General features: G+C 46.0%; 8 protein-coding genes. 4 read left to right on the forward strand and 4 right to left on the reverse strand.

The annotated features are described in order from the left end of the window. Window positions 1–197: 197 nt before the first annotated feature. Window positions 198–443 carry a type B 50S ribosomal protein L31 gene (locus C1T29_RS18080; protein ID WP_003184624.1) on the reverse strand — a complete coding sequence of 82 codons (246 nt, stop codon included), beginning with the start codon at window positions 441–443 and terminating at the stop codon, window positions 198–200. 192 nt (window positions 444–635) lie between these two features. On the opposite strand from C1T29_RS18080, the gene C1T29_RS18085 reads away from it, so the two are divergent. The 4 genes from C1T29_RS18085 to C1T29_RS18100 are packed head-to-tail and all read left to right on the forward strand — an operon-like array spanning window position 636 to window position 3,467. Next, the gene (locus C1T29_RS18085; RefSeq protein ID WP_023855818.1) at window positions 636–1,961 is read left to right on the forward strand and encodes a cytochrome ubiquinol oxidase subunit I; all 1,326 of its coding nucleotides are present in this window, start codon (window positions 636–638) and stop codon (window positions 1,959–1,961) included. Between the two features lie 37 nt (window positions 1,962–1,998). Beyond that, complete coding sequence (locus tag C1T29_RS18090) at window positions 1,999–3,042, forward strand: cytochrome d ubiquinol oxidase subunit II (RefSeq protein WP_198403093.1); 1,044 nt, start codon at window positions 1,999–2,001, stop codon at window positions 3,040–3,042. A gap of 39 nt (window positions 3,043–3,081) precedes the next feature. Further along, window positions 3,082–3,249: a DUF1540 domain-containing protein gene (locus C1T29_RS18095; RefSeq protein ID WP_103750256.1), complete on the forward strand. Its 168-nt coding sequence runs from the start codon at window positions 3,082–3,084 to the stop codon at window positions 3,247–3,249. A gap of 26 nt (window positions 3,250–3,275) precedes the next feature. Then, complete coding sequence (locus C1T29_RS18100; protein WP_020452690.1) at window positions 3,276–3,467, forward strand: hypothetical protein; 192 nt, start codon at window positions 3,276–3,278, stop codon at window positions 3,465–3,467. Between the two features lie 161 nt (window positions 3,468–3,628). On the opposite strand, the gene menC is transcribed toward C1T29_RS18100, so the two are convergent. The 3 genes from menC to C1T29_RS18115 all read right to left on the reverse strand — a co-directional run. Beyond that, a complete protein-coding gene (menC, locus tag C1T29_RS18105; RefSeq protein ID WP_057957845.1) occupies window positions 3,629–4,738 on the reverse strand; it encodes an o-succinylbenzoate synthase in 1,110 nt (369 codons plus the stop codon). Window positions 4,739–4,750: 12 nt separating this feature from the next. Further along, entirely contained in the window at window positions 4,751–6,187 is a 1,437-nt protein-coding gene (locus C1T29_RS18110; RefSeq protein ID WP_075212790.1) for an o-succinylbenzoate--CoA ligase, read from the reverse strand. A 77-nt stretch (window positions 6,188–6,264) separates the two neighbouring features. Continuing rightward, the coding region (locus tag C1T29_RS18115) for an enoyl-CoA hydratase-related protein (RefSeq protein ID WP_231516512.1) at window positions 6,265–6,557 on the reverse strand (293 nt) is incomplete at its 5' end.

Raw genomic sequence — 6,557 nt, forward strand, 5'->3', positions numbered from 1 at the left:
GACGATGAAAAACCTTGAATCTGTAACAAAAGAAGACATTGAAAGCGGCAAAGATTATACTACCATCATGAAAGAAAACCTGACCGTCTTGAAAAAAGCTTTATCAAACAAATAACAAAGATCAAGCGCATGAGACCTCATGCGCTTGTTTTTTTTATATGGACGAAAAAAGACCGGAAACATCCGGCCTTTTTCATTTAATCCATATTAAATCTTTTCTTGAACTGTTCGACCCTTCCGCCTCTTTCGTTGAATTTCTGTCTTCCGGTATAAAACGGATGGGTGTCTGAGCTTACTTCAACTTTTATAACGGGATACGTCTTGCCGTCTTCCCACTCGGCCGTCTCATCGGAAGTTTTAGTTGAGCGGCTTAAAAAACGGTACCCGCTGTTTACATCCTGAAAGATCACTTGATAAGTTTTCGGATGAATATTTGGTTTCATATGCCATTCCTCCTAACAAAACGTAATAATTACGTTTTATTATATACCTTTCATATGTTTGTGTCAAAAATGAATGTTCATTTGCCATGTTTTGATCACCTTATCCATTTTAACCGCTCACAGGAAGAATAATCTAAAAAAGGCGGTAAACAATAAAAAGCAAAATGGTGTAAATGAAAGGTGGTTTTCCGGATGAATGACTTGATTTTTGCAAGAAGCCTTTTCGGAACAACGATGGGGTTCCATATTATTTTCGCCTCGCTCGGTGTCGGAATTCCTTTAATGATTTTGCTGGCCGAGCTGATCTATCAAAGAACGAAAGATCCCCACTACGCCATTATGGCAAAAAGATGGACGAAGGCACAGGCCGTGTTGCTCGGGGTCGCCATACCGACCGGAACCATTGCCGGAACGCAGCTCGCCTTGCTTTGGCCGGGATTCATGGAAGTGATCGGGAAAGTCATGTCCCTCCCATTTCAAATTGAAATCTACGCTTTTTTTATTGAGGCTTTATTTATGTCCATTTATGTTTACGCAGCCGATCGGCTGACTCCTCTTATGAGAATTACAGCTGTCATTTTTATCGTTATCGGAGCAGCCGCATCAGCCATCTTAATTACAAATGTGCACGCTTTCCAGGGAACGCCTGAAGGCTTCAAAATCGTGAACGGCGAAATTACAGATGTTCAGCCGTGGACGGCGTTCTTCAACAAAAGCTTTGTGGCTACAGCAGGACACGTTGTCGTCTCCGCTTTTATGACGGGCGCGTTTATTATTGCGACGATAGCCGCTTACAAAATGCTCCGAAACCGCGGTGATGAAAAAGTCTACGCCCTTCATAGAAAAGCGCTGCTGCTCGGGCTGATTGTCGGAGGAGCGTTTTCTCTGGTCACGGCTCTGAGCGGTCACGAATCCGCACAGCTTCTTCACCGCTACCAGCCTGAAAAACTGGCGGGCGCAGAAGGGCTTTTTGAAACTCAGTCCCACGCTCCACTTGCGATCGGCGGATTTACTGATGAAAAGACGCAATCGGTCAAATGGGCGATTGAGATTCCTTGGGCTTTAAGCTTTTTGGCCGACAACCGCTTTGACACCGTTGTAAAAGGACTGAATGACTTTCCAAGGGATGAGTGGCCTCCTCTGTTCATTCATACTTTGTTCAACGGCATGGTTTTTATCGGCAGCCTTTTGATTGTTTATGCCGCTGTCGGTTTTATTTGGAGAAAAGTCATGAAAAAAGACCGCTTTCCCCGCTGGATGCTGGCCGTGTTTATAACCGGCGGCCCGCTCGCTTTGCTTGCAATCGAATTGGGCTGGGTGTTCGCTTGCACCGGAAGGCAGCCTTGGGTTATTTACCATATGCAGAAAACGTCCGAAGTAGTGACATCCTCCGGCTCGATCGGCATATTGTTTCTTTTGTTCTTTATCGTCTACATCATTTTAGGAGCAGCGGTGGTGTTCGTATTGCAATATTACTTTAAACGCCACCCTGTCGAAGAAGATTTAAAAAGCAGCTGAATGCACAAAAAAACAGAAGGGAAGTCATATGATGCAACTGGATGGAACAACAGATGCCCTGCTGGCTATTTCGATCGTCTGGGGATTTATATTTATCTACGCTGTGATGGCGTCAATGGATTTTGGAGCGGGATTTTGGTCGATGATCTATATGAACAAAAAACAGCTGAAAGCAACCAATATTGCAAACCGCTACCTTTCCCCGACCTGGGAAGTGACCAATGTTTTCATCGTCGGAATCGTCGTGGCCCTTTTCAGCTTTTTCCCGGGCGGCACTTTTGTGCTGGGAACGGTGCTTTTGCTTCCCGGCAGCATTATTTTATTGCTTTTGGCGATTCGAAGCGGATTTTTGGTCTTTTCGCACGCTGCAAAAGATTATGAAAGGGCGTTGACTTACGTTTCAGGGATCAGCGGCTTTATCATTCCGGCTGTTTTAATCCTTGTCTTGCCCGTGACACACGGCAACTTCGTATATCAGGTAGACGGAAACCACAAATTGGATTTTATTAATTTGTTTTTAAGCCCTCATGCCTATTCTTTTATGGGCTTTGCCATTTTCAGCACGCTGTTTCTGTCTTCATTGCTGCTGGCTGATTTTTCAAATGTAGCCGGAGAAAAAGACGCGTATCAGGTCTACCGCCGAAACGCTTTAATCACCGGCCCGCTCGCTTTGCTTATGTCATTCAGCATCATGATGACCATGAGGACGGAAGCCCGCTGGCTTTATACAAAAATGATGGACGGGCTTCCGTGGCTGATTTTATCGTTTTTGCTGTTTCTCGTCGCATTTGCGGCTTTGTTTCTGCCAAACAGACATAACAGCGACCGGCAGGGAAAGCCTCGCCTCGCCGTCATCGCCATTACGCTGCAGTATTTTACGGCGAGCTATGTGTACGGGAGAGCGCACCTTCCTTACATGGTCTATCCTGATGTCACGATTCAATCAGGCTTCACCGCGCCGGAGACATTCAGGGCGCTGTTCATCTCCTATATCGTCGGTTTTATTATTTTATTCCCCGGCTTTTATTATTTCTGGAAATTGTTCATGAAGGACAAGAGGTACATCAAACAGCATGAATAAGGTTAAGCTAAATGTGTACAACTTTTAAAGGGGGCCAAAATGATATGGAACAAAAAAATACTGTGTGAAGTCAGCAACTGCACCTATTGGGGCCAGGGAAACAAGTGTACAGCCGACGCCATTTATGTCGTCAGCCATGCTGAAGGTGAAAAAGCTTCTAATAGCAAAGAAACGGATTGTAAAACATTTAAACCTGAACATCATTAAAGCGGATGAATGAAGGAGGGGCAGTCATGAATAAAGAGTCGCTGCTACAGGCTTTTTATCAGGAAATCCACGGGGCGGACGAAACCGCATTTCAAAAAGCCGCCTGCTCCTTCATGAACTTATGGGATTATGAATACGGATGTCTGGACGGGCTGCCGGATCAAGCGGACCGGCTGATTGGACAGATCGTACACGAAGATTTGCTTTTGGGCGATTAAAGGAAAGGGCTGTCATAAAGGCAGCTCTTTTCATATTTTTAAAAAAACCGGCTTGAAAGCCGGTCCAAACGAGAAGGGAATAATGTACAGCTTTACTATACATGAGAGGCCGTCCATTTAACAAAGCTTGAAAATCTGGAAATCAGCGTTTAAAACAGCCTTTACTGTTTGAAAACATCTATTTTAGATGAATTCTTTCTTAAAACATGAGTATCCACTTCAAAGCCCATTCCCGGTTGGCTTGGAACCTGAATATAGCCGCCTTCGATGCGGATTTCCGGTTTTACGATATCCTCTTCCCAATACCTTGAGGATGAAGAAAGATCCCCGGGAATCAAAAACTGCGGAAGAGAACTCAGCGCAAGATTGTGTGCTCTTGAAATACCGGTTTCAAACATGCCGCCGCACCAGACAGGCATTTGATGTTCTTTGCAGATGTCATGGATTTTCAGAGCTTCTGTCAAACCGCCGACTCGGGACGGCTTAATATTGATAATTTTGCAGCTGCCGAGCTCGATTGCCTTTCGCGCATCATCAGCAGAACGGATGCTTTCGTCAAGACAAATTGAAGTTTTGATATGTTTTTGCAGATGGCGGTGGTCTACGATATCATCATCCGCCAAAGGCTGTTCGATCATCATTAATTTAAATGCGTCAAGCTCTTTAATCCGGCTGATGTCTTTTAATTCATAAGAAGAGTTGGCATCCGCCATCAGCGGCACCTTCGGAAAATGCCGGCGTATTTCCTTTAAAAGCTCTATATCCTGCCCCGGCTGAATTTTGATTTTTATTCTTTGATAACCTTCTTTTACATATTGTTCAATTTCCCCAAGCATATCATCCAATGGAGCAAGACCGACGACGACCCCGGCAGGAACTTCTGTTTTTACTCCGCCCAGCGCCTCTCTTAAAGAGATTCCTTTTTTCCTGGCGTAAATGTCCCAAAAGGCGGCTTCAAGGCCGGCCTTTGCCATTCTGTTGCCTTTGAATCCGCGAAGCGTCTCGGGCACTTCTGAAGGGTGTGTGAATGATTCGCGCAGCACAGCCGGAATCAAAAAATCTTTTAGCATGTGGTAACATGTCTCCGTTGTTTCTTCTGTGTACCACGGAGATGAAAAAGCGGATACTTCCCCCCAGCCTGTCACCCCTTCCCGGTCAGCAGCTTCTATGATGATAAACTTGCGATCCTGAAAGGTTTCCAAGCTTGATTTAAAAGGCTTTTTCAGCCGCATGCTGAGATGGTACAATGTCAGCTGTTTGATTTGAATCATGACGCTCTCCTTCTACAATTGATGTCTCATCAGTTTATTCGAAGCATTTCTCGGCAGCTTGCCGACAAAATGAAAGGCTTTAGGCACTTTATATGAAGCAAGCCGTTCTTTGCAAAATTCGCTCAGCTCCTCTTCATCAACAGGGCTGGCGGCGACAAGATAGGCGTGGGGAACCTTTCCCCAAGTTTTGTCATCGACCCCTTTTACCCCCGCTTCCGCAACTTTGGGGTGTGACAGAAGAACGGCCTCGACTTCAGCCGGATAGATGTTTTCTCCCCCTGATATGATTAAGTCTGAACGCCTGTCCAGCACGTATAAAAATCCGTCAACGTCAAGATACCCGATATCACCGGTTTTAAACCAGCCATCATTGAATGAGGCTTTGTCTGCCGCCTCATTTTTTAAGTAGCCCTTCATAACGGTCGGCCCTTTTACGGTTATTTCTCCATGTTCTCCGGGTTGGCATTCCGTGCCGTTCTTTTCGATTTTAATGCTTGATGCAAACAGCGGCTTGCCGGCTGAACCGAGCTTTTCAATCGAGTATTCTGGGGCGAGGGTGGCAATCTGTGAGCACGTTTCAGTCATTCCGTATGACTGTACGACAGGCAGCCTCTTTCTTTTGCATTCCTCAAGGAGAGAAAGCGGGGCAGGCCCTCCGCCCAGTAACAGGCACCTTAATGATTCGGGGCAGCTGTCGACTTTTGCCGCAAGCCTTGACAGCATCGTCTGAACGACCGATGCAATCGTTACTTGATTGTCTTTGATCGAACGGAGAACTTCTTCCGCGTCAAACCTTTGATGTAAAACAACTGTCATTCCGTAAATAACCGATTTAAAAAGAGCCGATAAGCCGCTGATGTGGAAAAGCGGCAAGGCGATCAACCAGCGATCGTGTTCTTGGAGCCCCAAATTCAAAGCGGATGAAACCGCGCTGAAATAATGGTTGGCAAATGTCTGCATAACCCCTTTCGGCCGTCCTGTCGTTCCGGACGTATACATAATTGTGGCTGCATCGTCCAAATGAATGCTCTCGATTTCCGTAACCGGAGGGCCGGCGGCGTTTTGAACGTCTTCAATGTCAACAGCGCGGGCCGGCTTGCCCTCTCTATGCTCTTCCAGGAAAGGCTGTTCTGTAAGCAATAGCTTTGCTTCCGAGTGTTCAATTTGATATGTTCGTTCGGCCATTGACAGCTTCGTATTCAGCAAAACGATGCGAACTCCGAGAATAAAACAGGCATGGACGGCGATAACCATCTCCAGCCGGTTGGTGAGAAGTACAGCTGTTGTATCCCCTTTCCTCAGACCAAAGCTCTTCAGCTGCCCGGCCGTTTTTTTTGCTTCATGAAACAATTGATTAAAAGTCAGCTTGTGATCCCCCTGAATCACAGCCATCCTGTCAGGAGTCAGCTCTGCTCGCTGTTTAAGCCAATTCGGATGGTCCATCAGCATATCATCATCTCCAAAAAATATCTTGAATGATAAAAGAAACAGCTCAGTCGCACTAAGCTGTTTCTCTCTTCCGTCTTTTAAGGAAAACGCGGGAACTGTCCGAAATCTGGACGGCGTTTTTCTTTAAACGCATCGCGGCCTTCTTTCGCTTCATCTGTTGTGTAATAAAGCAGTGTCGCATCTCCGGCAAACTGCTGGATGCCGGCAAGCCCGTCCGTGTCGGCATTAAAGGCCGCTTTAAGAAATCTGAGTGCTGTCGGGCTTTTCTCAAGCATTTCTTCACACCATTGAATCGTTTCTTCTTCAAGCTTTTCAAGCGGTACAACCGTATTGACAAGGCCCATTTCCTTAGCTTCCTGAGCGTTGTATT

It is taken from the genome of Bacillus sp. MBGLi79 (assembly GCF_002953915.1).

Bases quoted from the DNA above. Each gene is read 5' to 3' on its own strand.
- C1T29_RS18080 (WP_003184624.1), bottom strand. From the start codon at position 443: ATGAAACCAAATATTCATCCGAAAACTTATCAAGTGATCTTTCAGGAT.
- C1T29_RS18110 (WP_075212790.1), bottom strand. From the start codon at position 6,187: ATGCTGATGGACCATCCGAATTGGCTTAAACAGCGAGCAGAGCTGACT.
- C1T29_RS18100 (WP_020452690.1), top strand. From the start codon at position 3,276: ATGAATAAAGAGTCGCTGCTACAGGCTTTTTATCAGGAAATCCACGGG.
- C1T29_RS18085 (WP_023855818.1), top strand. From the start codon at position 636: ATGAATGACTTGATTTTTGCAAGAAGCCTTTTCGGAACAACGATGGGG.
- menC (WP_057957845.1), bottom strand. From the start codon at position 4,738: ATGATTCAAATCAAACAGCTGACATTGTACCATCTCAGCATGCGGCTG.
- C1T29_RS18095 (WP_103750256.1), top strand. From the start codon at position 3,082: ATGATATGGAACAAAAAAATACTGTGTGAAGTCAGCAACTGCACCTAT.